Here is a 24536-nt window from a genome sequence, read left to right on the forward strand (position 1 = left end):
AATGTGACAGATCCACGACAGTGCCAGAGCAGGGGGCAACGACCCCTTGCCGCACAGGAGAGGATCTATGAAAACGACGTCCGCCGTTGCGGCGCTGCTGGGCACGACCCTGGCGATCGCATCCCCCGCGCAGGCCCAGACCGCGAGTGGCGCGACCGCCGCCGCCGCGCCGGTCAACCGCATGGTCGTGTTCGGCGACAGCCTGGCCGATGGGGGCTATTATCTGACGCTCGACCCACGGCTGCCGCGCGACGCGGGCAGCTTCACGACCAACCCCGATCCGGTCGCCCCCGAAGTTGTCGCGGCGCGGCTCGGGCTGCCGCTGACCCCGGTCTATGGCCAGGGCGGGACCAATTATGCGGTCGGCGGTGCGCGCGTGACCGCGGCGAACGCGCTGTCGATCCCGATCACGACTCAGATCACCAACTTCCTCGGCGCGGGCGGCACGTTCGGGCCGCGCGACCTCGTCTATGTGCAGGGCGGCGGCAACGACTATTTCGCGTTCCAGGCCGGCGGCAGCATTAACAACGCGATCCTGACCACCGCCGCGACCGAGCTCGCCACGCAGGTCAGCCGGCTGCAGGGCGCAGGCGCGCAGCGGATCGTGACGCTCGCGGTGCAGACCGGCGGCGCGGCGGGGCTCGCGCTGTTCAACCGGACCTATGCGGCAGCGCTCGCGGCGGCGAACGTCAACGCGCTGTATTTCGATACCGACCGGCTGTTCAACGAACTGGTGACGAGCCCGGCGACCTATGGCTACACCAACATCACCGGGGTCGCGTGCACCGTGCCCTCGTCGCTCGCCTGTACGCGCGCGACGCTCGTCACGCCGAATGCCAACGAGACCTATATCCTCGCCGACAGCGTCCACCCCGCGGGCATCACGCAGCGGATCCAGGGGCAGGCGATCGCCAGCCTCGTCCAGGCGCCCGAGCAGATCGCGGGGCTCGGCTATGCCGCGCAGGCGATGTTCCGCGCGCAACGTGATCTGCTCGAAGGGCCCGAACGCGGCGGGTCGCAGCGTGACGGTCGCGCGCTGTCGGTGTTCGGCGGGGCGGCCTATCATTATTACGCGAGTGGCAACTCGGCGCAGCGCGTCGGCATCACCGAGCGGGGCTTCAGCGGGACGCTGGGTGCGGACCTCGCGATCGGCGCGGCCTCGGGCGTCGGGATCGCGGGCGCCTATTCGGACGGGACGGGCGATTTCCAGAACGGCGCGGGACGCTACAAGCCGCGCGCCTGGTCCGCGAGCGGCTATGCGCGCGGCGAACTGGGGCCGGTCCGGCTGCTGGCGGACGGCAGCTATGGCGAGATCGACTATCGCCAGATCCGGCGCAGCGTGCAGCTCGGGCCGACGATCCGCACGCATGACGGCGAAACCGACGGCAATTACGTCGCGGGCCGGATCACCGGCGCGCTCGATCTGGTCCGCACCGGCGGCCTCGCCTTCGGACCCGATCTGGCGGTGCAATATGACCGCGTCCGGCTGGCGGGCTATGCCGAGGCGGGCGGGCTGTCAACCGCGGCGGCGTTCGGCCGGCAGCAGATCGAGAGCCTGACGGGCCGGTTCGGCGCGGTCGTGCGGTCGCTGCCGGGGGAGCCGGTCCGCGTGTTCGTGCGGGCAGGCTATGAGCGCGAGTTCGACGACGATCCCCGCACCCTGACGATGACCCCGACCGGCGCGCCGATCCGCTTCACCAGCAGCGTCGAACGCGCCGATCGCAATTACATGAGCTATGCGATGGGGGTCGACGGACAGGTTGCCGGCGCGCTGTCGCTGCGCGCGGGCGTCGCGGGCTATGCGCTGCGCGACGACCGCGACAGCGTGACCGCGTTCGCGGGGCTGTCCGCGACGTTCTAATAGCAAAGGCCGGATCGGGGCGCCCAAGTCCCGATCCGGCCCGTGCGTCAGAACCCCTTCTTCAGCGACACGAACACCTGGCGCGGGGCACCGGCCAGCAGCGTCTGGTTGTCGCCGCTCGCGGTGAAGCCGTTCGAGCCGATCGTCGAGATATAGCCCTTGTCGGTCAGGTTGGTGACGCTGCCCTCGATCGAGACGCCGTGGAGCGGGCCGTCCCCCTCGAAGCGGTAGCCGATGCTGGCGTCGACGAGCACGCGGCCCGGCACCGACTGGTCGTTCAGATAGGTGAAGTAGCGCTTGCTCATATAGTCCGCGCCGACCCGCGCGGTGACGCCCGACTGTTCGAACACGATCTCGCCCTTGACCATGTGCTCGGGGCTGTCGACCGCGGTCTCGCCGTCGGTCGCGACCAGCACGGCGCCGCGCGCGTCGAGCACGTCGTCGGCATATTGCGAGTTGTTGTACGAGTAGCTCGCGAACAGCGACAGCGGCGTGAACACGCGGTAGGTCAGCGCGACCTCCGCGCCATAGGTCCGGACGCTGCCGACATTGTTGAGCGTCGCCGGGTTGCCGATGATCCCTGCGCCATTGGCAAAGCCGAGCAGCCGGTTCGAGAAGTCGATATAATAGCCGACCGCCGACGCCTGGACTGGGCCCTGGCGGAACCGCAGCCCGCCCTCCGCGGTCTTCGACCGTTCGGGCTTCAGCCGGTCGCGGATCGCGTTGAACCCGGCCTGCGTGGTCGAGAACGGCCCGGTCGTCGCCGACGAGACATAGGCGCGGACGTTTTCCTTATAGTCCGCGAACAGCTCGGTGCCTGGCGCGAGCTTGAAGAGCAGCCCGGCCTGGGGCTGGAACCAGTCCTTGGCGGAGATCCGCCCGACCGCGAGCGGCGAGGTCGTCGCGGGCAGCATGATCGCACGGTTGGTGACGGTGAAGCCCTTCCACCCGGCGTTGAGGGTCAGCCGATCGTCGGCGAGGCGGAGCGTGTCGCCGACATGATACTGGATCGTGTCGGTGGTGTATTTGCCGTCCCACTGCGTCGCATAGGGATTGTCCTGGAACTTCAGCACGTCGCGGTTCGGCGTCGCGGTATCGGTCATGCTGTAGAAGCGGCGCGCCTGGGTGAAGGTATTGCTTTCATACCAGCCGCCGAGTTCGAGCGTGTTCGCGCCGGTTTCATAGGCCAGGTTGCTGAGCGCTCCGCCGCGCTTGATCGCATATTCGGTGGTACGGAAGCCGAGCGGGCTGGCGGCGGCGATCGGTGTGCCATCGGCATTGGCGGCGCCGGCCGGCGTCGGCGAATAGGGCGTGATCCACGATCCCTGGCCCTTGTTGTCGTGATAATAGCCGGTGGTCCTGAGCGTCAGCCCGGGGGTGAGGTTGGCGTCGAACGTGACCCCGCCCAGATAATCGCGACGGACGCCCGCGGCGTCGAAATAGACGTCATCGACCGTGCCGATCCCGGCCGGAAACGCGGTGCCGACGCCCGCCCAGGGCTGCGCCGCACCCGCCGCTGCTGCCGCCTGGTTCTGCGCGACCTTTGCGATCTGCAGCGCGAGCGGATAATTGTCGGCGATATTGTCGTTGCCCAGCCCGCGGCGGCGAATGATGTCGTAGCTCAGATCCTGGTAATCCTGCTCCCTCCGGTCGGAGAAGTTGACGAACGCTGACAGGCTGCCGAGGCTGCCCAGATCCTTGACGATCTTGCCGTTCGCCTGATGCTGGCGCTGGACGCCCGCACCCTTCCACTTGTCGGTGGTCAGAAAGCCGTAGCTCAGATAGCCCTTCAGCCCGCCGCCGAGATCGCCGCTGTCGATCCGCGCGAAGCCGCGATAGGTGTCGTTCGACCCATAGGTGCCGCCGCCGGTGACGTTCAGCGTGTCGCGCGGTTTGTCGCTGAAGAACTCGATCGTACCGCCCAGATTGCTGGTCGAGGCGGTGCCGAGCGCGCCCGCGCCCTGCGCCACGTCGGTGCGCGCGACGTTTTCCGAGATGATCGCGCGGCTGATGTGCAGGCCGTTGACGTTGCCATAGCTCATGTCGCCGAGCGGGACGCCGTCGAGCGTGAAGCCGAGCTGGTTCTGGTTGAACCCGCGCAGCGAGATCCGGACCGCCCATTCATAGGCGCCGAACGGATCGGCGGCCTGGAAATTGACGCCCGGCAGCTTCTCGATCGCCTTCAAGGGGCTCGACCCCGGCGTCAGCCGCGAGAGATCGGCGGCGGTCACGCTCTGCACCTGGCGGCTCTCGCCAAAGCCGAGCACCACGATCTCGTCACCCGGCGGCGCGTCGGCGGCGGGCGTCGCGACCGGTAGCGTCGCGGGATCGCCCGCGGTCTGCGCGGCGGCGGGTGCCGTGACCGCAAGGCCGATCCCGAGCGTGACCGTGGCGACGCCCGTGAGCAAGGTGGAGAGATGGTTCATGAAGCGTCCCCTTGGCCGCGACGGCGCAGCCTCGGGGGATCCATTAACCAGATCCGTGACGTGGCCGCGTCGTTACGGTGACGGTTCGATGTCGCGGCCGTGATGCCCCGTTGCAGCCCGCGCATCCGGTCGCGCATTCTTTTCACTTATCGCACAGTCGCTTGGGACCTATCGGGCCGGGTGAATGCGTTGTGCATCTTCGTGCACGCGAAAGATCGTCCCAGAACGATCGCCAACAGGGACTTCGACATGACTGCCTATCGTACCGCGCTGGCGCTGGCCGCCTCGACCCTCGCCTTCGCCGCGGCGCAGGCCGACGCGCAACTCGCGCCAGTAACGGCCGAGGCCGCGCAGGATGCGCCTGCCGCCGCAGGTCCTGACGGCGCAGCGCCGGTCGCGCAGGACGAGATCATCGTCACGGGGACGCGCGCGGTCGGCCGGTCGCGGCTCGACAGCGTGTCGCCGGTCGACGTGCTGAGCGGCGCGTCGCTCCAGCGCCAGGGCACGACCGAGCTCGGCGCCGCGCTGTCGGCGATCGCCCCGTCGATCGACTTCCCGCGCGCCTCCGCGGTCGACGGCACCGATGCGATCCGTCCGGCGACGCTGCGCGGCCTGTCGCCCGACCAGACGCTGGTGCTGATCAACGGCGTGCGCGGGCATACCGCGGCGCTGCTCAACATCGGCGGTTCGGTCGGCCGCGGCTCGGCGGCGGTCGATCTAAACACCATCCCGACCGTCGCGCTCGACCGGATCGAGGTGCTGCGCGACGGTGCATCGGCGCAATATGGGTCCGATGCGATCGCGGGCGTCGTCAACCTGCGGCTGCGCGAAGCCCGCTCGGGCGGCGGCGCGACGGTCAATTACGGCTTCTACAACACCGACATCGATACCGCGCGCGGCAGCCGCAGCACGACCGGCGAGCATGCCGTGACGGTCTCGGGCTGGCAGGGGCTGGGCTTTGGCGAGGACGGATTCCTGACGCTGTCGGGCGAATATCTGAACCGCCAGGCGACCAATCGCGCCGATTTCGATCCGCGCGTCACTCCGACCCGCGTCACCGGACGGTTCGGTGATCCGCAGGTCGAGCAATATAGCGTCTTTGCCAATGCCGGCACGACGCTGACGGGCAGCTGGGGCCTCTATGGCTGGTTCGGCTATCAGGACCGCGACACGCGCAGCGCGGCCTTCCCGCGGCTGGCGAGCGCGACGACCGCGCTGGCCGGCTATCCCGACGGCTTCCTGCCGCTGATCAATACCAAGTCGCGCGACATCAATTCGGCGGTCGGGATCAAGGGCGAGGTCGCGGACTGGAGCGTCGACCTGAACGTCAGCTATGGCCGCAACAAGATCGGTTTCCGCACGCTCAATTCCGCCAACTATGCCTATGGCGCCGCGACGCCGCAGGACTTTTCCGACGGCGCGCTGATCTATGGCCAGCTGGTCGCCGGGCTCGACGTCAACCGCAAGCTCGACGTGCTGCAGGGGCTCAACGTTGCCTTCGGGCTCGAGGCGCGGCGCGAGAGTTTCGAGATCCAGGCTGGCGAACGCGCCTCCTACACCACGCCCGTGACGGGCGCGGTCGCGGGCGCGGCGGTGGGGGCGCAGGGGTTTGGCGGCTTCTCGACCGACAATGTCGTCGACCGCAACCGCCGCAACTTCAGCGCCTATCTCGATCTCGAGGCGCAGGTGACCGACGCGCTGCTGATCGGGCTGGCGGGGCGCGGCGAGGATTATTCCGATTTCGGCTCGACCGGGACGGGCAAGATCTCCGCACGTTATGACGTCGCACCCTGGATTGCGGTGCGCGGAACGGCCTCGACCGGCTTCCGTGCGCCCGCGCTGCAGCAGCAATATTTCACCTCGATCTCGACCGTGATCCAGAATGGCGCACCGATCCAGACCGGCACTTTCCCCTCGGTCAGCCCGGTCGCGGCGCGGCTCGGCGGGCTGCCGCTCGAGCCCGAGAAATCGACCAACCTGTCGCTCGGCACGGTGCTGCGGTTCGGCGGGTTCGACCTGACCGTCGACGCCTATCGCATCCACATCCGCAACCAGATCGGCCTGTCGGAGAACATCACCACCGCGACGAGCCAGTCCCCCGAGGTCAATGCGCAGATCGCCGGGCTGCTTGCCGGATCGGGCGCGACCGCGGCGCGGTTCTTCATCAACGGGCTCGCCTCGACCACCAAGGGCATCGACGCGGTCGCGCATTACCGCGTGCGGACCGTGGCGGCGGGCAATTTCGACCTGACGGTGGCGGGCAACATCAACGACGGCAAGGTGACCCGCGTCCCGACCTCGACCTCGACGCTCGACCCTGCACCGACGCTGTTCGCGCGCAGCCGGATCCTGACGCTGGAGGACGGCACGCCGGGCGAGAAGGTCACCGGGTCGATCGACTGGTCGCTCGACCAGCTCGGCGCGCTTGCCCGCGTCACCTATTATGGCGACGTCAACCAGCCGGGGACGACGCCCGCCGCGGACGTGCACAGCGGCAAGCACGTCATCACCGATGTCGAGTTGCGCTACCAGGCGACCAGGGGGGCGCAGCTCGGACTGGGCGTCAGCAACCTGTTCGACGTCTATCCCGATGCGACCGTCACGCAGAACAACACGACCGGCGTGATCGGCTTCCCCTATTACTCGCCGTTCGGCTTCAACGGCCGCTATCTCTACGCCCGCGCCGGGCTGAGCTGGTAGGTGATTCCAGGCCGCATCCTGCTGGGGGTCGCGCTCACGCTCGGCCTCGCAGGGTGCGGCAGCTTGCCGCGGTTCCGGACGCTGCCCTGTGGCGGCGTCGACGCCGGGGAGGGCGGCGGGCCGCCTGCGATCCAGATCGCGGCATCGGGCGAACGCAGCACGACGATCGACGTGCTGACCTATAATATCGAGGGGCTGCAATGGCCCGCGCGGTCGGGGCGCGGGCGCGATCTCGCGGCGATCGGGCGGGTCCTGCGCGATCTGCGCGCGGCCGGGACCGCCCCCGACGTCGTGCTGTTCCAGGAAGTCTTTTCGCGCGCGGCGGTGCGCGGGGTGGTCGCCACGGGCTATCCGTCGCTCGCGAGCGGACCGTCGCGGACGCGGCGCAGCGTCTATTCGCAGGACGACCGGCTGCCCGGGCGTGCCCGGCTGGCCAAGGGCGAGCTGGGCGTGAGGCTGATGAGCTCGGGGCTGGTCATCGCCAGCCGCTTCGCGATTACCGGCGTCGCGCGCGATCCCTATTCGCGCCGGGCCTGTGCGGGGTTCGACTGTCTGTCGAACAAGGGCGTGGTGCTGGCGACACTCGCGGTGCCCGGCGTTCCCGAAGGAATAGACATCGCAAACACGCACATGAATGCGCGCAAGGCGTCGAAGGTCGCGCCCGCGCGGCACCGCGCCGCGCACCGCGCGCAGACCCGCGAGCTCGAGGCGTTTCTCGCCGCGCGCCGCACGCCGTCGCGGCCGATGATCCTGGGCGGCGACTTCAACATGCGCCGCTCGCCCGCGCGGTTCGACGATTTCCGGCTGCATCACCCGTTCGGGCTGGTGCACGAATATTGCCAGGCGCGCGCGGCCTGTGCGGTGTCGCTGTCCTGGGACGGCGACGCGCCGTGGCTCGACACGCAGGATCTCCAGTTCTTCGCGCAGGGCACGCGCGTCCGGATCGTGCCGGTCGCGGTCCGCGCGATGTTCGATGGCGCGCCGGGCAGCCCGAAGCTGTCCGATCATGACGGGCTGCTCGTCCGCTACCGGCTCAGCTGGACCGGCGATGCGCCGCGCGGCGGCGACTGCGCGCGGATCGCCGAGCCGCGGGAAGCAGGGAGTCCAGCGGCGGGACAAGCGGATGGCCCGACCGCCGCGCCGACCGGCGACAGATCCGCACCGACTCGCTACGACAGGCGCGTGACACCGCTTCGCCGCCTGCTCCGCGATCATCCTGCGCTTGCCGCATGGCTGGTCGTGGTCGCGCTGGCGATGAAGATCCTCGTCCCCGGCGGGTTCATGCCGGTCGTGGCGAACGGCGTACTCACTATCCAGTTATGTGCCGGAGCGGGGCCTTCCCCCCTTGCGACGGCGACGTCGCAGACGACGCATGCGGCAATGCCGGGTATGACGCATGACCCGGAGAAGACTCAGCATGCGGGCCGCGAGATGCCCTGCGCCTTTTCCGGCCTGACGACGGCGGGGCTGGCCGCGGCCGATCCGGTGCTGCTCGCGCTGGCAATCGCGTTCGTCATCGCCACCGTCTTCCGCGTCGCGACCCCGGTCGTCGCGCGCGCACCCGAGTTTCTGCGTCCCCCCTTGCGAGGTCCCCCGGTCCGCGGTTGACCGGTTGCCGGCGCGATGCCCCGAACGGGCCGCGCGGTGACCCGATGCGATGCCGACCCTGTCCGCCGAAGCGCGGGCCGGTGGCGGCTGCCCGCGACCCCTATACGACCCGGTCCCGACGGGATCCGGCTGCGTCCGACCAGGAATTCTTCATGTCCCGATGCCATCTCATGGCGGCGATCTCCGCGATCGCCTGTGCCGCGCCGATCGCGGCTGCGCCTCTCCCTGCCGCCCAGAATGCCGATATCGCAGCCCGGCGCGCGGCGCTGCTCCGCGATCGTGCCGCGATCGATGCCGAACTGCGCCGCCTCGACGAACCGAGCAGCCCGGCGGAGGCGCCGCGGCGCACCGCCGCCGTGGCGATCGACGGCGACGATATCATCGTCACCGGCAACGCGCTGTCGCTGACGACGCGCGTGACCGGGCAGACCGTCACGACGATCGACGACGCCGCGTTCCGCAACACCCCCGCGACGACGATCGCCGACATCGTCAAGCTGTCGCCCGGCGTCGTCGTCATCCAGGGCAACGGCCCGCGCGACGTCGGCGTGTCGATCCGCGGCTCGAACGCGCGCAACAGCTTCGGCGCGCGCAACATCCAGGTGTTCGAGGATGACTTCCCCGTCACCCAGCCCGACGGGCTGGCGCGGTTCGACCTGACCGATCCGCATGCTTACGGCGCGGTCGACGTGGTCCGCGGGCCGTCCTCCGCACGCTATGGCAATTACGCGATCGGTGGCGCGGTCAATTTCCGCACCCGGCGCGGCCGCGACATCGACGGCGCCGAGATCGGCATCGACACGGGCAGCGACGGCTATGCCAATGTCCATGCGACGATCGGCGATGCCGGCGCGGATTTCGACTATGCGCTGTTCGGCTCCTTCGTCCGCGCGAACGGGTCGACAGGCCATACGGGGTACGAGACCGGCACGATCAACGCGCTGGCGACCTATGCGATCTCGGACCGCGACCGGCTGACCGCGAAGGTCATCTACAACGAGGGTGAATTCGCGCTGTCGACGCGGCTCTCGCTCGATCAGTATCGCGCCAATCCCTATCAGCGCGGCTGCGCGACGCGAGTCGGCGCGGCGCCGGGTTGCGGGACGATCTCGGTGCTCGCCAACGGCGTCAACGGCGCGCGGATCGCACAGACCGCGGCCGAGGCCGACCTCGCACGCAACGATCGCCGGACGATCGTCGGCACCCGCTACGAACATGACCTGAGCACGACCGCGACGTGGCGGACCCAGGCGACGTTCGACAGCCGCGTCGTCAACCAGCCGACGAGCGCGACGCCGTTCAAGGGGACGCTCGACAGCTACAACATCACCAGCGACGTCACGCATCGCGGCACGCTGTTCGGGATGGCGGCGACCAGCTTTGTCGGCGTGTTCTACAATTACCTCGATAACCAGAGCTACAGCTTCAACAAGACACCCGCGGGCCGCGACGGGATCGGCGCGCCGACCCAGACGGTGTTCGGTGACGTCCGCAACCTGGGCGCCCGCGCGCGCGCGGAGCTAGGCCTGACGTCGCGGCTCCAGTTCATCGCGGGCATCGGCGCGGAGCGATCGATCATCGGCGTGACGCAGACCGGCTATGCCTATCCGCTCGGCGCGAACCCGGTGCTGAGCGTGATCCCCGCCGAGCGCCATTTCTGGAACGTCGCGCCCGAGGCCTCGCTCGTCTGGCAGGCGATCGACGCGGTCCGGCTGCACGCGCGCGTCGGCACCGGCTATGGCATCCCGCAGGCCGGCGCGCTGTTCGTGACCGCGGCAGGGGTGCCGGGCAACAATGTGACGCTAAAGACCCAGCGCAACACCGGGATCGACCTTGGCGCCGAAGTCGCGCTCGGGACCAATCTGAAGGCGGAGGTGACGGGCTATTACGAATGGTTCCGCAACGAACAGGTCAGCCAGTCGGCGGGCGTCAACCTGCTCGCCTATACGACCAACGCGCCGCGCTCGGTGCACCGCGGCGTTGAGCTCGGCCTCAGCTGGACGCCGCTGCCCGCGCTGCTGCCGGGCGCGCGGATCGATGCCAGCTACAGCTATAACGACCACCACTATACCGAGTTCGTCGAGCGGCTGACCTCGGGTGCGGTGTCGGCGACGTTCGACCGCGCGGGCAACCGCATCCCCGGCGTCATCCCGACCTTCGTCAACGTCCGGCTCGGCTATGACCAGCCGGGCGGCGCGGTGGCGGGGCTGGGCGGGTTCGTCGAGCTGACCCACCGTGATCGCTATGCGATCGACAACGGCAATTTGCTGAGCGTGGCGGGCTATACGCTCGCCAATCTCAACCTCCATTATGATCCGCCAAGGGGGGAGGGGGTGTGGTCGCGATTACGGCTGTTCGCGTCGGTGCAGAACCTGTTCGACACGACCTATGTCGGCTCGGCCTCGGTGATCGCGAACAGTCTGAACGCGGCGACCGGTCAGCAGAATCCGGCGGCCGTGCTGAGCGCCGCGACCGGGTCGATCTATGCCGGTGTCCCGCGCACCGTGTATGCCGGCGTGAAGGCGCGGTTCTGATGCGCGCGACCGCTCCACATTCCGCCGCTTCCGCACGTTCGGGCGGACCCGGCCCCGGCCGTGGCTGGCCGGGCTATCCGACGATCTGGCGCTGGCATTTCTATGCCGGGCTGTTCTGTCTTCCGTTCGTGCTGTGGCTGTCGGTCACCGGCTCGATCTACCTGTTCCGCCCGCAGATCGAGGCGCTGATCGATCGGCCCTATACGCATCTCCCGCTGGACGGCGCGCGCGCCTCGGCGGCGCGTCAGGCCGATGCGGCGGTGCGCGCGGTGCCCGGATCGGTGCTCCACCGCTATCAGCTGCCCGAGCGTCCCGACGAGGCGGTGCAGGTGATCGTCGGCGCCGGCACCACCGAGACGCGCGTCTATGTCCATCCGAACACGCTCGCGATCCTCCACAGCGTCGACGAGGACAGCCGGCTGATGCGGATCATCTTCCGGCTTCACGGTGAGTTGCTGATCGGTACGCCCGGCTCTTATCTGGTTGAGCTCGCCGCCTCCTGGGCGATCGTCATGATCCTGTCGGGGCTGGTCCTGTGGTGGCCGCGCGGCAGCGGGTTGGCGGGAGTGGTCTATCCGCGGCTGCGCGCCGGCGGGCGGCGGTTCTGGCGCGACCTGCACGGCGTCACCGGGCTCTGGGTATCGGTCTTCGCGCTCGCATTGCTCATATCGGGGCTGCCCTGGGCCGCAAGCTGGGGGAGTTACCTGAAGGCGATCCGGACGGTCGCCGAGGGACGGGTGGTCAGGCAGGACTGGTCGGCGGGGCAGGCCGCGGAACTTCGCGCGCGCGGTGCCGCCGATGCCGGTACCCGCGCGATGGTGGGCGCGCATGCCGAACATGGCGGGATGACGATGGCGCATCCCGCGGTCTCGGACGTGCCGCTCGACCGGCTGATCGCGACGCTGCGCCCGCTCGCGCTCGCGCCGCCGGTCCTGATCGCGCCGCCGACGGGCATGGGCCAGCCCTGGACCGCCAAGTCCGATACCGCGAACCGGCCGCTGCGCACCGACCTGACGCTCGACGGCGCTACGGGCGCGATCCTGACGCGCAAGGATTTCGCGCAGCGCCGGCTGATCGACCGGATCGTCGGTTACGGCGTCGCCGCGCATGAGGGACAGCTGTTCGGCTGGGCGAACCAGCTGCTCGGTCTGCTGACCGCGATCGGGCTGGCGCTGGTGTCGGTCAGCAGCGTCGTGCTGTGGTGGCGGCGTCGGCCCGCCGACACGCTGGGCGCACCGCCCGCGCGGCCGCGACCGCGCGTGGCGGCGGGGTTCGTGGCGCTGCTGGTCCTGCTGGGTCTCGCACTGCCGCTGCTCGGCGTGTCGATGCTGCTGGTGCTGGTCGTCGAGCGGCTGGTGCTGCGCGACTGGACGGCGGCGCGACACTGGCTCGGTCTGCGGTGATCCCGCCTGCTCAGCCCGCGGGCACGTTCCGCGACAGCACCGCGCCGACTTCCGCGGCGAACCCCGCCAGCGCCGCGGCGGTCTCGCGCCCGCTCAGCTGGCGCGGGCGCGGATCGATCGCGCACAGCGTGCCGTAGAACGATCCGTCGGCGAGCGTGATCGGGAAGGAGACATAGCTCTTGAAGCCATAGAGCGACGGCGCGGGGTGCGTCAGCCAGCGGTCGTTGGTCGACACGTCGTCGATGACGACGGCCTTGCCCGATTGCCGGATGTCGTCGCAGATCGTCGTCGAGATCCGCAGCTCGTCGCCGGGCGACATGCCGAAATCGATCTGGTCGAGCACCTGGCAGGCGATCCAGCGCGTGTCGGTGACTCGCGCGACCGCGACGAACCCCATGCCGGTCAGCGCCGCGACCTTTTCGAGGATCGCCCGCACGTCGCCATTGTCGCTCTCGAGCATGACGCTCTCGGCCAGTTGATCGTACATCCGCCCCATTCCCCGTTCGGCGCGCGATCCCCCCGGAGATCGCGCTGCTTACGCTACGGCAGATGTGGGCGCGGCGTGAGAATGCAAGGGCAGGGGTCAGTCGCCCCGTTCGACCAGGTGCGTCAGGAAATTGGTGAGTTCGAGCCGCCGACCCGCTTCCTGCGCGAAATCCTCGCCGACGCCGAGCAGCCAGAGCAGCGACCGGCGGTCGGGATCGTCGTGCAGCGCATCGAGCTGCGCGGCGCGCTGTTCGACATCGGCCTCGCGCTCGGCGAGCCCCGCCTCGATCAGGCTGCTCGCCTGGCGGCGGAGCGCGATCGCGATCTCGCGCGGGGCCAGTTCGGGGTGATATTGCACGCCCCAGAAAATCCCGCCGTCATGGCGGATCTCGGCCGCCTGGATCGTGGTGACCGCGTTGCTCGCGAGCAAGGTCGCGTCGTCGGGCAGCCGCTCGACCTCGTCGCCGTGGATCGCGGGTGCGTCCCAGCTCTCCGTGCGGCCGGCGAGCAGCGGGTGATCGCGCCCCGCCTGCGTCCGCGTGATCCGGCGCGCGATCCCGGCCTCCATCGTCCGTGGCATCTTGCGGACGGTGCCCCCTGCTGCGGCAACCGCGAGCTGCAGCCCCGCGCACGAGCCGAACGACGGCGTCCCCGAGGCGAACACCGCACGCATGAAGGCGAGCTGGCGCTGCACCTCGGGCGAGTCGTCATAGACGTGGAGCGGCGAGCCGGTGACGAACACCGCGTCGAAATCGCCGATCTCGGCCGGTGCAAGCACGCGCGCGTCGTCGTCCGCGGGTGCGACGATCGTGATCTGCGCATCGGGCCGGAGCTGTTCGAGCGTCGCCGCATAGGTCTCGCCCGAACTCTTTCCCGCATGCTCGCGGCGGGCATCGCGCTGTTCGGGTGTTTCGCTTTCGGCCACTAGAAACTTCAGCACTATCAGTCCTCTGACCGCAAATGGCCGACAGGATAACGCGCGCGCTGGCGGTTCGCCCAAGACCGTCGGCAGATAATCCGCGCGCCTGCGTAACGACCTCGCTCGCCAACTTCGTCGCGCAGGGTGCGGTGCAACAAAACCGCGTCGCGCGGAGTTGCCAGCCTCATTCCATCACCACTGACGTACGGAGACTGTCATGTTCGGACTTACCAAGAAGGTGCGCTACGCCGTCGTCGGCGGCGGGCAGATTTCGCAGCAGGCGTTCATGCCGGGGATCGCGCGGACCAATAATTCGGAAATGACCGCACTGGTCACCGGCGACCCGGTCAAGGCGGACAAGCTGGCCAAGCTCTACAAGCTCAAGGCCTATTCCTATGCGCAATATGGCGAGCTGCTGGCCTCGGGCGAGATCGATGCGGTCTATATCGCGACGCCCAATTTCCTGCACATGCAATATGCCGTCCCCGCGCTCGAGGCGGGCATCCATGTCCTGCTTGAAAAGCCGATGGCGTCGAGCGTCGCGGAGGCCGAGCAGATCATCGCCGCCGAGAAGAAGGGCGGCGCCAAGCTGATGATCGCCTACCGGCTGCATCACGAACCCGGCACGGTCGAGATGATCACGCGCGCGCGGGCGGGCGAATTCGGCGACCTGCGCGCCTTCTCGTCGACCTTCATGCAGAATGTCCGCGAGGAGAATTCGCGCGGGCATAACGGCTATTGGGGCGGGCCCGTCCCCGACATGGGCACCTATCCGCTGAACGCGGTGCGCAACCTGTTCGGGCAGGAGCCGATCGCGGTGCATGCGGTCGGGACGAAGACCCCGGGTCGCGGCTTCAACTTCCACGACACCGTCGCGGTGACGCTGAAATTTGCCGACGATCGTATCGCGCAATTCACCGTCAGCTATGCGACCGCCTCGTCCGAGGGGTTCGAGCTGGTCGGCACCAAGGCGAGCATCCATGCCGCGCCCGCCTTCATGTTCGGGCCGACGACCGGCATCACCTATGTCGAGCGCACCGCGGACGGCAAGGAGAAGACGCATGCGTTCGATCCGGTCGAGCAGTTCGGCAACGAGACGCAGTATTTCTCCGACTGCATCCTGAACGACCGTCATCCCGAAGCCGACGGGCAGGAGGGCCTGTTCGACATGCGCGTGCTGGCAGCGGTCGAGCGGTCGCTCGAGACGGGCGAGACCGTGACGCTCGAGCCCGCGACGCGCACGCGGCACGTGACCGCGGATCAGGCGCTCAAGCTCAAGCCCGCCAAGGAGCCGAGCGAGGACGCGATGATCAGCATCATTCCGCAGTCTGCCTGACCACCGGCGTGCGCCGCCCTTCGGGGCGGCGCACGCCGTCTCAGGCGCCGACCCCCCGTTCATGCGCCCAGACCACCGCGGCGCTGCGCCGGTTGACGCCGATCTTGGCATAAAGTCGCGCGACATGGTTGCGCACGGTGTTGCGTGACAATTCGAGCCGCTTGGCGATCGCGGCATCGTCGAGATCCTGGCAGATCAGCTCGAGCACCTCGCGCTCGCGCTTGCTGAGATCGAGCAGCGGCGCGTCCGAGGCGGCGCCGGGGCGCGGGTTCCGCAGCGTCGCCAGCTTGTCCATGATCGAGCGGCCGAGCCAGTTGGCGTCCTTCATCACCGCCTCGATCGCCTCGACCAGCTCGAGCTCGCCGCGCCGCCGCGCGGTAATATCCTGATAAAGCCAGAGCACGCAGGCATCGCCGTCGATCCGCATGTTTTCGGCGGAGGCGAGACAGTCGAGCGCCTCGCCATTCTTGTGGAGCAGGCGGACGTCCTGTCCGCGGAACCCGCCCTGCGCGCGGATCTCGGTTTCCAGCTGTTCGCGCTGGCCCGCATCGTTCCACAATTGCAAATCGTCGGCGACCCGGCCGATCACCGCGCGATCGTCATAGCCGGTCAGCGTCTTGAACGCCGCGTTCACCTGCAGGATGCGATTGTCGTCGGTCTGGGTCACGACCATCGCCACCGGCGCCATCTCGAAGACCGCGGCGAAATGCCGCTCGCTCGCCTTCAGCGCATGTTCCGCGCGCCGCCGCGGTTCGAGGTCGGCGAAGGTGAACAACAGGCAGTCGCGGTTGCCGACCTCGATCGGCTGCCCCGCCAGGATGACCAGCGTGGTGTCGCCGCCCGCGAGCGGCAGCTCCGCCTCGAGCTGTGGCACGACCTCACCGCGCGCGACGCACGCCTTGACGAACGCCTTGCGCTCGACATCGGCAAGAAAGTCGAAATCGAACAGCGTCTTGCCGATGATCGCGTCGCGGTCATAGCCCGACAGGTCGAGAAACCCCTGATTGACCAGGACGAACCGCTGGTCGGCGATGCGGATGATCAGCGCGGGGGCGGGATTGGCATGGAACATCGCCTCGAACCGGTCCTCCGCGTCGAACCGCTCGGACACGTCGCTGATCACCAGCGCGAGGCAGTCGGGCTCGCCACCATCCTCGTCCATGACGATGTCGCGGACCTGATGGACCCAGCATGGTTCGTCCGCGTCGCGCGGCGTGACCTCGACGATCAGGTCGGGAAAGCTCTCGCCCGCGAGCAGCCGGAGCAGCGGATATTCGCGCCGCGGTACCTTGCGCCCGTCGCGGTAGCGCAGGGCGAACCGCGCGGCATAATCGTCCGCGGTCGCACCCAGCTCGCCGACGCCGCGGACGCCGTGCATCTTGAGCGCAGCGGGGTTGGCGCTCAGGATCACGCCGGTCGGGTCGATCAGGATCACCCCTTCGAGCAATCCGGCCATGAGCTGTTCGAGATGGTGCAGGGTGGGCGCATGCAGCGGCTTGCCGGGGGTACTGGTCATGCCTCCTCAGCGCTGGAGCGCACGACCGGTTCCGTCACGGTCAGACCCGACCTACCAACCGGACTAGTATCCCTGCACCAATGTCGCAAAGCACTATACGCGGCGGAACTGAACGTTCGCCGCACCCGGTCCGTTGAGCAGCCTGTACCAGTATCAACAGGAGCCTCATCATGAACCTCATCATCCTTCTCGTCGTCGGCGGACTCATCGGCTGGGTCGCCAGCATGATCATGCGGACCGACGCACAGCAGGGCGTTTTCCTCAACATCGTCGTCGGCATTGTCGGCGCGTTGCTCGCAGGCTTCCTGATCACGCCGCTCATCGGTGGCGCCTCGATCATGGACGGCGCGCTCAACATCCAGTCGATCCTGATCTCGCTGGTCGGTGCGGTGATCCTGCTCGCGATCGTCAACATGGTGCGCCGCGGTTCGGTGCGCTGATGAGGGGAGGGGCGGCCGCATCACGCGGCCGCCCTTCGTCGCATATTGATCTCGATTATTCGTCACGCCAGCCCGGCGTTGCGGTGTCTTTGCGCGTAGCCTAGATATCAGCGACTTAGTGCAAAGGGCGAGTAGACGGTCTTGAACGATACACCCGACCGCGCCGACCCCGGCGCTCGTCCGTTGACGGCCGACGCCGAGCGAATCGCCGCCGAGCTGATCGGGCAGGACCTCGGCACCGACCCGTTCGTCGCCGCGGTGCGGGCGACGCGGATGCCGATGATCATCACCGATCCGCGCCTGCCCGACAATCCGATCGTGTTCGCCAACGACGCGTTCTGCCGGCTCACCGGCTATCCGCGCGAGGACATACTCGGGCGCAACTGCCGGTTCCTCCAGGGGCCGGAAACCGATCCCGCGACGATCGACCGGATCCGCGACGCGGTTCGCCGGGTCGAATCGATCGAGATCGAGATCCAGAACCACCGCAGGGACGGTGAGACGTTCTGGAACCGGCTGCTGATGGCGCCGGTCTTCGACACGCACGGCGTGCTCGCCTATTTCTTCGCCAGCCAGGTCGACGTGACGCTCGAGCGTGAGCGGCTTAAGGGACTTGAGAGCAGCAACGCCTCGCTGATGGCGGAATTGACCGACCGGTTGCGGCAGCAGCAGGAGCATGAGCGCGAGCTCGCCTTCACGCTCAAGGCCGCGCGGTTCGGGACCTGGAGCCTCGAGATCGCAACGAAGCGGCTGACCGCATCGGATACCTGCAAGGAGATTTTCGGCCGGCCTACGGACGCGCCGTTTTCCTATGACGACCGGCTGGCCGCTATCCATCCCGACGATCGCGCGCTGAGCGTCGCCGAGGTCCGGCGCTGCGTCGAGGAGGGGACGGATTACGAGGTCGTCTACCGCATCTACCGCCAGGACGGCGAACTGCGGTGGATCGGATCGCGCGGACAGCCCTTTTATTCCGCCACCGGCGAGGCGCTGCGGATCGCGGGCGTGTCGACCGACATCACCGACCAGCGCCGCGGCGAGATGATGCGCGCGGCGCTGGTCGAGCTGGGCGACATGTTCCGCGACACCGACTGTCCCGACGACATCTCCTACCAGGCCGTCCAGATCATCGGCCGGACGATCGACCTCAGCCGGACCGGCTATGGCGAGATCGATCCGGACGCCGAGACCGTGACGGTGCACAGCGACTGGACCGCGCCAGGGGTCGACCAGCTTTCGGGCACGTTCAGGTTGCGCGACTTCGGCACCTATATCGACGACCTCAAGCGCGGCGAGGAGGTCTGTGTGACCGATGCGCGCGCCGACCCGCGGACCTACGCGACGAGTGCCGCGCTCGAGGCGGTGCAGGCCCGCGCGATCATCAACATGCCGATCACCGAAAACGGCCGGATCGTGGCGATGCTGTATCTCGCCAGCGGCTGGGCGCGGCACTGGCGCGCGGACGAGGTCGCGTTCGCGCGCGAGGTCGCGGATCGGACCCGCATCGCCACCGAACGCCGTCGCACCGAGCAGGCGCTCGCCGCGCTCGCGGCGTCGCTCGAACAGCAGGTCATCGCGCGAACGAGCGAGTTGCAGACCGCCGAGGATGCGCTGCGCCAGTCGCAGAAGATGGAGGCGGTGGGCCAGCTGACCGGTGGTGTCGCGCACGACTTCAACAACCTGCTCACCGTGATCCGGTCGGCGACCGACCTGCTCAAACGCCCCGACCTCCCGCCCGAACGGCGCGAGCGTTACATCGACGCGATCTCGGACACCGCCGATCGCGCCGCCAAGCTGACCGGGCAGTTGCTCGCCTTCGCGCGGCGGCAGGCGCTCCAGCCCGAGGTGATCGACGTCGGCCAGAGTCTCGGCAGCATCGCCGACATGCTCGGCACGCTGACCGGATCGCGCATCACGATCGCGATCGATGTGCCCGACACGCCCTGCTTCACCAATGTCGACCCGAGCCAGCTCGACACCGCCCTGGTTAACATGGCGGTCAATGCGCGCGACGCGATGGACGGCGCGGGGCGGATCGACATCGCGCTGCGGACCGCCACGATGATCCCGGCGGTGCGCTCACATCCGGCGGTCGAGGGGCAGTTCGTCGCGATCTCGATGCGCGATACGGGGTCGGGCATCCCGCCCGAAAAGCTCGAGCGGATCTTCGAGCCGTTCTTCACGACCAAGGGGGTCGGGCAGGGCACCGGCCTTGGGCTCAGCCAGGTGTTCGGCTTTGCCAAACAGTCCGATGGCGACATCATCGTCGAGAGCGAAGTCGGCTGCGGCACGGTCTTCACGCTCTATTTGCCACGCGCGGAAGAGCGCACCGCGAACCTGCCGGGGGCGGTCCCGGAGGGGCTGGCGGACGGCCATGGCACCTGCGTGCTGGTGGTCGAGGACAACAAGGACGTCGGCACGTTCACGACCCAGTCGCTTGCCGAGCTCGGTTATGTGACGGTCTGGGCGGCGGATGCGCAGGAGGCGCTGGCGGTGCTGGGCGAGGACGCGGCGCGCTTCGACATCGTGTTTTCGGATGTCGTGATGCCGGGCATGAACGGCATCGATCTGGCCAAGGCGATCCGGGCGTCGCATCCTGGACTGCCGGTGGTGCTGACGTCGGGCTACAGCAACGTGCTGGCACAAGACGGTACCGACGGGTTCGAGCTGCTGCACAAGCCCTATTCGGTCGAGGACCTGTCGCGGATCCTGCGCAAGGCGGCAGGATAGCGCGCAAAAAAAGGGGCGACCGGTCGAAACCGGTCGCCCCTTCGGATCAGGTGAGGCTGTGCTTGAGCGCGCTCATCTTGTCATGGCCTTCGCGGACCGAGGCATAGCCCTTGGTGACCGCGTCGAGCGATGCGGGCGACAGCTGGCCGTCCTTCATCGCGTCCTCATACTTGGCCTTGATGTGGTCCTCGCCACGCTCGACCTCGAGGATGATCGCCTTGTCGTCCTTGCCGGTCAGCGCCTGCTTCAGGTCCATGAAGGTGCGATGCGCTGCGGCGAGCATGCTCGAATCCATCTCGGGCTCGCTGCCGAGTGCGCGGACCTGCGCCTGCAGGTTCGTCGCGACCTGGGCACGATCGCGCGCGAAGTCGGCGAACATCGTCGCATACTGCGTGCTCTCGGCGTCCTTGGCCGCGTCCTCATAGCCCTTCATGCTGTCGAGGGTCGTCTTGATCAGGCCGTTCAGGACGGACACATCGGTGTCGTTGCTCATCATTCGTCTCCTTTGGGATTGGCGGCTCAACGATCGTCACGCGATTAAGTCGCACCCGGATTTCGCCTTCTCCGCGGACAAGTATCGAGCATTGCGGCCGAATTCGGCGGTGAAACGGCTTTTGCGCCTGTACGGCTTGATCTATGTGATGGTCTGGCCACGGGGCCGGACCGCCGGTCCGCCACCGACGCGCCCGACAGTCTGGAGTGCCCATGGTCGCCGTTCCGTCCGCCGCATCGCCACTTTCCGCCGCCGACCGACGCGACGGCCCGGTCGAGGCGCTCGCGCGCGCCGAGTCCGCGGCACAGGTCCGTGAGCAGATCCTGTGCTATCCCGGCGCGGTCCGCATTCCGGCATCCGGTATCGAGTTGTATATCGTCCGCAATTTCCTGCCGCTCGACGTGTGCGCGACGCTGATCGCGCTGATCGATGCCGACCGCGTGCCGTCGCCGGTCGTCGCCGACGATCCGCGTCCCGCCTACCGGACCAGCGAGACCTGTTACCTCTATGCCGGGCCCGACGCGGTCACCGCGGTCGAGACACGGCTGGACGCGCTGACCGGGCTGGAACCGCGCTATGGCGAGGCGCTGCAGGGCCAGCGTTATGCGGTCGGGCAGGAGTTCAAGCCGCATCACGACTTCTTCGATACCAGCCAGCTCTACTGGCAGGACCAAATTGCGGTCGGCGGGCAGCGGACCTGGTCGGCGATGACGTTCCTGAACGAACCGGAGGCGGGAGGCCGGACCAATTTTCCGACAGCGGACGTGATCATCGCGCCGAAGGCGGGCAATCTGGTGATCTGGAACAACATGGACGACTATGGCGCGCCGAACCCGGGGTCGGTGCATCAGGGCATGCCGGTCGAGCAGGGGGTCAAATATGTGCTGACCAAATGGTATCGCGAGCGCCCCTGGGGTCAGTGAGGCACGGCGTCCGGCGCTGACGACGCCGCCGTCATCGCAAAGACGCTGCGCAGCGGCCGGGTCTCGGGCAGGATATAGACGATCCCGACAGTGCCCGTGAACAGCGGCTTGATCACCCCGTCATAGAAGCGCGCGGGAACGTTGACGCAGCCATAGGAGATCCGGTTGTCCTGCGGCGTCGCCGAGGCCAGCCGGCCGGCGCGGTCGTCGACTCGGCGGCCGGCGATGACGCGGTGCAGCGACAGCGCGGCGGCATAGTCGATCCACAGGATATCCTGCTCGAAATCGGCGCCGATCGACGCCTGGAACCGGCCGGCGGGCGTGGTCCGCTCGGCGGGCGTGATCGTCGCGAGCTTGCGCTGGCCGATCCCCGGTACGCTGTCGTCACCGCGGGCGAGCCCAAGCAGCGCGGGCGCCGTGCCGCGCAGCACCCCCGCGCCATCGAACGCGAAGACCACCGCGTTCACCTTGTCGATCACGACGAACGGCAGGGCCTGGTTGTCGCGCGACTGCATCACCCAGTCGACCGTGTCGCGGGCATCGCGGGAAGCGGCGGCCGTCCCGAAACGCGCGGTCGCCGATGTGCCGGCCGCGACTGGCTGCGCGCCGGCGGCGGACGCGACCCCAGCCGCTAGGGCGACCGCGACCAGCACCGCGCGCCGCGCTGTTCGCGACCCGAAGCCTGCCATATCAGTGGCGCGCCTGCTTGCGCGGATAGACCGGGACGACGGGCGTCCGCGGCACGGGTTGCGTCAGCTCCCCCAGCGACGATTGCGTCGGCGGCGTCACAGGTGCCGGCGTCACGGGGGCCGGGGGGATCGGGAATGGTCCCGGACCTTCCGGCGGCACGCTCACGCCGCCATCGACTACCGTCCCGACCGGCACGTTCGGCCGTCGGACCTGGACCGGTGGCACCTCGAGGAACGGCCGCGTCGCGGTCGGCAGGACGGTCACGATCACCGGTGTCGGCGTCGGCGTCGGCGTCGGCGTCAGTACCGGCGTCGGCGAAGGCGAGGGGGCTGGCGACGGCGCGGGCGCGGGTGCTGGCGACGGGGCTGGCGAAGGGGCAGGCGACGGCGCCGGAGCAGGCGCAGGCGCTGGCGCTGGCGCCGGAGCAGCCGTGATCGTCCCGGTGGTCCGGAAGCCCGCCGTGCAGCACGATCCCGCCAGCGCATATTGGTCCGCATTCGCGCCGGTCAGCGTATAGCCGCTATAGCTGACACCGATGCCCGCCCCGGCGTCCGCGCTGTCGAACGTCGCCGTTGCGTCCGTCCCCGCGACCAGGGCGACGCCGCTCGGCAGCCCCGACGTGTCCGACGCATTGAACCCGCTCAGTACCGCCGCATTGGTGCCGTCCGCGACCTTCTGCGCGGACGGGAAGACCAGCATCCGCTGCGCGATCACCGCACCCTCGGTCAGCACGAACTCGCTCGAGAAGTCGGTCGGCGTGGTATACGAAACCGGGTTGTAGTTGATCGACACCGGCGCTGCGGTCACCGTGGTCGGCGGCGACAGCGCGGAGAACACGATCGTGCCGCCGTTGACGCCCGGTCCGGTGCCGTCCGCGCCTGCGATCAGCGTCAGCCCGACCGGCAGGCCCAGGCTCTGCGCCGGGATCGTCGTGCCGCGCGTCAGCGTGACGGCGGCGTCGATCATCACGTCATGCCCCGCGCACAGCGCGATGTTGCCGTCGGTCGTCGTGATCGCATGATAGACGTTCACGTTGCGCCCGGCGTTGAGCAGGATGCTGCCATTGACCGTCGTCAGGTCGGCGTTGACGTTCACGTCGCGGCCGCAGCAGGCGACGATGTTGCCGTTGGTCGCGCTGATCGGCGCGTTGATGACCACGTCGCGAAACGCGTTCAACGTCAGCGTCGTCGGCACGCCCGACGCGGTCCACGCGACCGCGTCGTTGACGAAGATGTCGCCATTGCCCGTCGTCGTGTCGCCCGCCGCGGGCAGCGTGCTGATCGTGATGCTGGTCGTCACGAGCTGCGCCGACAGCGTCGAGCCCGAGATGTTGCCGCCTGCGCCGATCACATAATCCTGCGGATCGATCAGCCAAGTGCCGGTCGTGCCGGTCCGCGCCAGCGTCGAGACCTTGGCCCCATCGGCGATGTTGACGGTCGCCGCCGACGTTTCGATGAAGCCGCCATTGCCGCCGACCGGTGCGCTCGCATCGAGCGTGCCGCTGAGATTGGTGGTGCCGGTCTGCATGTCGCCGAGCAGCAGGATGGTGCCGCTGCGGTTCTGCAGCGTCCGCGCCTCGATGATGCCGCTGTTGTTGACCGCGGTGTGGAGCAGGTCGCCTGCGCCCTGCGCGGTCATCACGACCTTGCCGCCATCCGCGCGGATCAGCCCGCCATTGCGGACCAGCGCGCCCACCGCGCCCTTGTCGACCGCGACGTTGAGCAGTCCGTCGCCCGCGACGTCGAGCGTGATCGCCTCGCCTGCCGCCAGCACGACCGTGCCGAAATTGGCGCGGATCACGCCGCTGTTGCCGACCTGGGCGCCGAGCAGCGCGACATAGCCGCCCTTGGCGGTGATCGTGCCGTCATTCTGGACGCCCGCGGTGCTGGTCCCGGCAAAGCGCGACTGGCCGGCCATGAAATCCGCATCGCTGATGTTCAGCGTCGATGCGACCAGCCCGCCGACGTTCACGCTAGCGGTCTTGCCGAACACGATGCCGTTGCCGTTGACCAGGAAGACCTTGCCGTTGGACGAGAGGTTGCCAAGGATCGACGACGGGTCCGACCCGACGACGCGGTTGAGCGCGACCGAGCTCGTGCCCGGCTGGTCGAAGGTCACGCTCGCGCCCTTGCCGATCGAGAAGGACTGCCAGTTCAGCACCGCGCGGTCGCTGGTCTGCGTGACCGTCATCGCCGGCCCGCGCGTCGCGATGCTCGCCTGGCCCGCGGCCACCTCGCCCCCGGTCGGCAGCGTCTGCGCCGTGGCGGGGCGCGCGGCGACCGTGCCGGCAAGGCTGATGCCGATCAGCCACGCGAACCGCGCGAGTCCGGTCGTGCCGAACAGCCCGCCGCGGCGCTGACGCGTCGGGGAGGTGGAGGGGGCAGTAGGGCGATGGCGGATCGATGCGGGGATCGGGGTCATGGGCGGTATCCTCGGGTGGCGGCGGATGGCCGCGAAATGTCGGTGCTGGT

At 68.6% G+C, this 24536-nt stretch carries 16 protein-coding genes; 9 read left to right on the top strand and 7 right to left on the bottom strand.

Annotated features, from left to right (window positions below):
* Positions 1-67 precede the first annotated feature (67 nt).
* Positions 68-1861, top strand: coding sequence for an autotransporter domain-containing protein (locus FHY04_RS03450; protein ID WP_183935364.1), 1794 nt, complete (start codon positions 68-70; stop codon positions 1859-1861).
* Between the two features lie 47 nt (positions 1862-1908).
* On the opposite strand, the gene FHY04_RS03455 is transcribed toward FHY04_RS03450, so the two are convergent.
* On the bottom strand, positions 1909-4287 hold the full coding sequence (locus tag FHY04_RS03455) for a TonB-dependent receptor (RefSeq protein WP_183935365.1): 2379 nt from the start codon (positions 4285-4287) through the stop codon (positions 1909-1911).
* A gap of 249 nt (positions 4288-4536) precedes the next feature.
* Here FHY04_RS03455 and FHY04_RS03460 point away from each other — a divergent pair, with 249 nt between their 5' ends.
* From FHY04_RS03460 to FHY04_RS03480, 4 genes are all read left to right on the top strand, one after another.
* A complete protein-coding gene (locus FHY04_RS03460) occupies positions 4537-6987 on the top strand; it encodes a TonB-dependent siderophore receptor (RefSeq protein WP_183935366.1) in 2451 nt (816 codons plus the stop codon).
* Positions 6988-8595 carry an endonuclease/exonuclease/phosphatase family protein gene (locus FHY04_RS22415; RefSeq protein ID WP_311723495.1) on the top strand — a complete coding sequence of 536 codons (1608 nt, stop codon included), beginning with the start codon at positions 6988-6990 and terminating at the stop codon, positions 8593-8595. It begins immediately after the preceding gene.
* Between the two features lie 152 nt (positions 8596-8747).
* Positions 8748-11129 carry a TonB-dependent receptor domain-containing protein gene (locus FHY04_RS03475; protein WP_183935367.1) on the top strand — a complete coding sequence of 794 codons (2382 nt, stop codon included), beginning with the start codon at positions 8748-8750 and terminating at the stop codon, positions 11127-11129.
* The gene (locus FHY04_RS03480; protein WP_183935368.1) at positions 11129-12532 is read left to right on the top strand and encodes a PepSY domain-containing protein; all 1404 of its coding nucleotides are present in this window, start codon (positions 11129-11131) and stop codon (positions 12530-12532) included. Before FHY04_RS03475 ends, FHY04_RS03480 begins: the two co-directional genes overlap by 1 nt.
* A gap of 10 nt (positions 12533-12542) precedes the next feature.
* Here the strand turns inward: FHY04_RS03480 and FHY04_RS03485 are convergent, their stop codons facing one another.
* Together FHY04_RS03485 and FHY04_RS03490 are read right to left on the bottom strand one after the other, a co-directional pair.
* On the bottom strand, positions 12543-13019 hold the full coding sequence (locus FHY04_RS03485) for a GAF domain-containing protein (RefSeq protein WP_107045184.1): 477 nt from the start codon (positions 13017-13019) through the stop codon (positions 12543-12545).
* Between the two features lie 96 nt (positions 13020-13115).
* The gene (locus FHY04_RS03490) at positions 13116-13958 is read right to left on the bottom strand and encodes a type 1 glutamine amidotransferase (protein WP_183935369.1); all 843 of its coding nucleotides are present in this window, start codon (positions 13956-13958) and stop codon (positions 13116-13118) included.
* 196 nt (positions 13959-14154) lie between these two features.
* On the opposite strand from FHY04_RS03490, the gene FHY04_RS03495 reads away from it, so the two are divergent.
* Positions 14155-15273 (top strand): Gfo/Idh/MocA family protein, encoded by a 1119-nt coding sequence (locus tag FHY04_RS03495; protein WP_031438843.1) that lies wholly within the window; start codon positions 14155-14157, stop codon positions 15271-15273.
* Between the two features lie 40 nt (positions 15274-15313).
* On the opposite strand, the gene FHY04_RS03500 is transcribed toward FHY04_RS03495, so the two are convergent.
* Positions 15314-16789, bottom strand: coding sequence for a helix-turn-helix transcriptional regulator (locus FHY04_RS03500; RefSeq protein WP_183935370.1), 1476 nt, complete (start codon positions 16787-16789; stop codon positions 15314-15316).
* 170 nt (positions 16790-16959) lie between these two features.
* Between FHY04_RS03500 and FHY04_RS03505 the strand changes: the two genes are divergently transcribed.
* Entirely contained in the window at positions 16960-17229 is a 270-nt protein-coding gene (locus FHY04_RS03505; protein WP_031393553.1) for a GlsB/YeaQ/YmgE family stress response membrane protein, read from the top strand.
* Positions 17230-17370: 141 nt separating this feature from the next.
* Positions 17371-19959, top strand: coding sequence for a PAS domain-containing protein (locus FHY04_RS03510; protein WP_260171280.1), 2589 nt, complete (start codon positions 17371-17373; stop codon positions 19957-19959).
* Between the two features lie 46 nt (positions 19960-20005).
* Here FHY04_RS03510 and FHY04_RS03515 read toward each other — a convergent pair whose 3' ends face one another.
* Positions 20006-20452 (bottom strand): PA2169 family four-helix-bundle protein, encoded by a 447-nt coding sequence (locus FHY04_RS03515; RefSeq protein ID WP_234387285.1) that lies wholly within the window; start codon positions 20450-20452, stop codon positions 20006-20008.
* Positions 20453-20664: 212 nt separating this feature from the next.
* Here FHY04_RS03515 and FHY04_RS03520 point away from each other — a divergent pair, with 212 nt between their 5' ends.
* Positions 20665-21375 (top strand): 2OG-Fe(II) oxygenase, encoded by a 711-nt coding sequence (locus FHY04_RS03520; RefSeq protein WP_183935371.1) that lies wholly within the window; start codon positions 20665-20667, stop codon positions 21373-21375.
* Here FHY04_RS03520 and FHY04_RS03525 read toward each other — a convergent pair.
* Together FHY04_RS03525 and FHY04_RS03530 are read right to left on the bottom strand one after the other, a co-directional pair.
* Complete coding sequence (locus tag FHY04_RS03525) at positions 21369-22064, bottom strand: L,D-transpeptidase (protein WP_183935372.1); 696 nt, start codon at positions 22062-22064, stop codon at positions 21369-21371. The genes FHY04_RS03520 and FHY04_RS03525 overlap by 7 nt on opposite strands.
* Position 22065: 1 nt before the next feature.
* Entirely contained in the window at positions 22066-24486 is a 2421-nt protein-coding gene (locus FHY04_RS03530) for a filamentous hemagglutinin N-terminal domain-containing protein (protein ID WP_183935373.1), read from the bottom strand.
* Positions 24487-24536: the final 50 nt, after the last annotated feature.

The sequence above is a fragment of the Sphingomonas sp. BK481 genome (assembly GCF_014194875.1).
In the GTDB taxonomy this organism is placed as follows: domain Bacteria; phylum Pseudomonadota; class Alphaproteobacteria; order Sphingomonadales; family Sphingomonadaceae; genus Sphingomonas; species Sphingomonas aerolata.

Bases quoted from the DNA above. Each gene is read 5' to 3' on its own strand.
- FHY04_RS03450 (WP_183935364.1), top strand. From the start codon at position 68: ATGAAAACGACGTCCGCCGTTGCGGCGCTGCTGGGCACGACCCTGGCG.
- FHY04_RS03455 (WP_183935365.1), bottom strand. From the start codon at position 4,287: ATGAACCATCTCTCCACCTTGCTCACGGGCGTCGCCACGGTCACGCTC.
- FHY04_RS03460 (WP_183935366.1), top strand. From the start codon at position 4,537: ATGACTGCCTATCGTACCGCGCTGGCGCTGGCCGCCTCGACCCTCGCC.
- FHY04_RS03475 (WP_183935367.1), top strand. From the start codon at position 8,748: ATGTCCCGATGCCATCTCATGGCGGCGATCTCCGCGATCGCCTGTGCC.
- FHY04_RS03480 (WP_183935368.1), top strand. From the start codon at position 11,129: ATGCGCGCGACCGCTCCACATTCCGCCGCTTCCGCACGTTCGGGCGGA.
- FHY04_RS03485 (WP_107045184.1), bottom strand. From the start codon at position 13,019: ATGTACGATCAACTGGCCGAGAGCGTCATGCTCGAGAGCGACAATGGC.
- FHY04_RS03495 (WP_031438843.1), top strand. From the start codon at position 14,155: ATGTTCGGACTTACCAAGAAGGTGCGCTACGCCGTCGTCGGCGGCGGG.
- FHY04_RS03500 (WP_183935370.1), bottom strand. From the start codon at position 16,789: ATGACCAGTACCCCCGGCAAGCCGCTGCATGCGCCCACCCTGCACCAT.
- FHY04_RS03505 (WP_031393553.1), top strand. From the start codon at position 16,960: ATGAACCTCATCATCCTTCTCGTCGTCGGCGGACTCATCGGCTGGGTC.
- FHY04_RS03515 (WP_234387285.1), bottom strand. From the start codon at position 20,452: ATGAGCAACGACACCGATGTGTCCGTCCTGAACGGCCTGATCAAGACG.
- FHY04_RS03520 (WP_183935371.1), top strand. From the start codon at position 20,665: ATGGTCGCCGTTCCGTCCGCCGCATCGCCACTTTCCGCCGCCGACCGA.
- FHY04_RS03525 (WP_183935372.1), bottom strand. From the start codon at position 22,064: ATGGCAGGCTTCGGGTCGCGAACAGCGCGGCGCGCGGTGCTGGTCGCG.
- FHY04_RS03530 (WP_183935373.1), bottom strand. From the start codon at position 24,486: ATGACCCCGATCCCCGCATCGATCCGCCATCGCCCTACTGCCCCCTCC.